Genomic DNA, 1975 nt, shown 5'->3' with positions numbered 1-1975 from the left:
GGGCCGTCTCCCGGTCCAGCTTTCCTTCGCGCTTCAATTCGGTGATCGCTGCACCATAGGGGTCGTTTGCGGGAGAGGGCGAAATCCTACGCTAAGGCTTTGGCCAACGATATTCTCCGGTAAGATTGATGTGTTCCCAGGGGATAGGAGAAGTCGCTTGATATCTAGTATGACGTCTGTCGCACCTGCTTGATCGCGGCCGCGATAGCTAGATCGCGTTGCTCCTCTTCTCCATCCGCGTTCCAAGCTGCGGAAAGGCACCCATAAGCGTACGCCTGGTCGAGCAGGCGACGCGGATCGACGTCCAGCGCACGAGAGAATGCGTCCGCCATCTGTGCAATGCGTCTAGGATCGAGACAAAGGTCGTCTCTGTCAGCCGGATCGTAGAACATATTGGCGGCGCCAAAGCCCACTTCACCGACCAGACCGACGGGATCTATCACCAGCCAGCCGCGACTGGAGAACATGATGTTTTCATGATGCAGATCGCCATGTAGCCCACGCAGTTCCGAGGCATTGCTCATCATTTGATCGGCTATAATCGCCGCGTGGACGTAGTCAGTTTGACAACCTGCGTTTTGATCATCGCGCGCCCGCTGAAACAAAGCTGCAAAGCGATCCCGGATCGGGAGAAGGGCAGAAGGCAGGGGTTCCTCAGATGCGGCATACAGCTTCGCCATTAGTTCCGCTGCAATTTCGGTCGCCTGGTAGTCGCCGTGCTCGGCAACGATGTGAGAGAGCATTCGCTCCCCGGCATATTCGAGCAACATCAGATTGTTCTCACGACCGAGCAACCGGACTGCTCCCCTCCCATTGCGCCATACCAGATAGTCGGCCCCGCGCAGTTCATCAGCAATGTCTTCTATAGGTTTCAATCCCTTGACGATTGCAGGAGTCCCGTCTGGCAATGAAACTTTCCAAACGAGGCTGGAAAAGGTGTCCGCAATGAGAACAGGTTGCGAAACGTGCCAATGAGCAGGAAAAACAGGCGGCATGAACATCAACCCCAAGTCAGAGGGTCCAATCGCAGATAGAAGGCAAGGCGTTCGCGGTCGGGGGCTTCGATCCCCAATACATTGAATAGGACAGCGAAGGCGCGCTCTGCTTCATCTGGCGCTGCCCAGTTCTCTTCGGCGTTAGCAATCATGAGTGCCAAATCGGCATAGCGATCTGCTGTTCCGAGCCGCCCAAGGTCGATCAGACCCGTGCATTGAAGAGTTTTAGGGTCCACCATGAAGTTCGGCATGCAGGGATCACCATGGCAAACAACCATATCGGTGCGCTCTTGGTCGAGCCGCACCGGTAGCTCTCGTTCGACACGAGCCAAAAGATCGAGCTGCGGCGTACTCTTGTCCTCGTCCGGTAAGAAGTCGGGATTGACGGCATTGCGGGACACCACATCAACGGCGCGTCCGAACATTCGCGACAGCCTGCGCTCAAACGGACATTGATCAACCGATAGGCTGTGAACAGCGCCAAGTTGCTGCCCCATTGACGGCCACGCTTTGAGCAAATCCGCTCCAGACAGATCAGCCGCCGGTACTCCCGGAATTGCCGTTATCACCAAGCATGCACCCTCCTGTTCCTCCTGCCAGTTGATCACCTCGGGGCAAGCCACACCTCGACCTTTGAGCCAAATGAGGCGGTCACGCTCTCCAGCGAGCTCACCGCGGCGGGAAGCAGGTGCGATTTTCGCGAAGGCATGCCCGTCACCACGTCGAAAAACAAAATCACCAGATTCTCCGCCTCTGACAGGCAACCAGTCAGAATGCGATTCACCAAAAAAAATATTAGTTCGATTCAATGGAGGTTCCTTCAGTTTTCTGATGAAGCGCGGAGGTGGCTCAACCTGCGAAAAGAAACGAGTTGCTACGTAAGTCCGAGAACATGCTTTCCATGGTCTCTGAGCTCGCCTTGATGCCCGAGGCATAGACTGTACAAAAAAACAGTCATAACAAGCCATGAAAACCGCCAC

The 1975-nt window shown here is 55.4% G+C and carries 2 protein-coding genes; both read right to left on the bottom strand.

Going from position 1 to position 1975, the window contains the following annotated elements:
* Positions 1-164: 164 nt before the first annotated feature.
* Entirely contained in the window at positions 165-1001 is an 837-nt protein-coding gene (locus tag ACOT0L_RS23890) for an aminoglycoside O-phosphotransferase APH(6)-Id (RefSeq protein ID WP_000480968.1), read from the bottom strand.
* On the bottom strand, positions 1001-1804 hold the full coding sequence (aph(3'')-Ib, locus tag ACOT0L_RS23885; protein ID WP_001082319.1) for an aminoglycoside O-phosphotransferase APH(3'')-Ib: 804 nt from the start codon (positions 1802-1804) through the stop codon (positions 1001-1003). Before aph(3'')-Ib ends, ACOT0L_RS23890 begins: the two co-directional genes overlap by 1 nt.
* Positions 1805-1975 lie beyond the last annotated feature (171 nt).

The sequence above is a fragment of the Enterobacter cloacae complex sp. XAL002 genome (assembly GCF_049236805.1).
Taxonomy (GTDB): domain Bacteria; phylum Pseudomonadota; class Gammaproteobacteria; order Enterobacterales; family Enterobacteriaceae; genus Enterobacter; species Enterobacter intestinihominis.
This window is presented reverse-complemented; position numbering and strand designations above follow the sequence as displayed.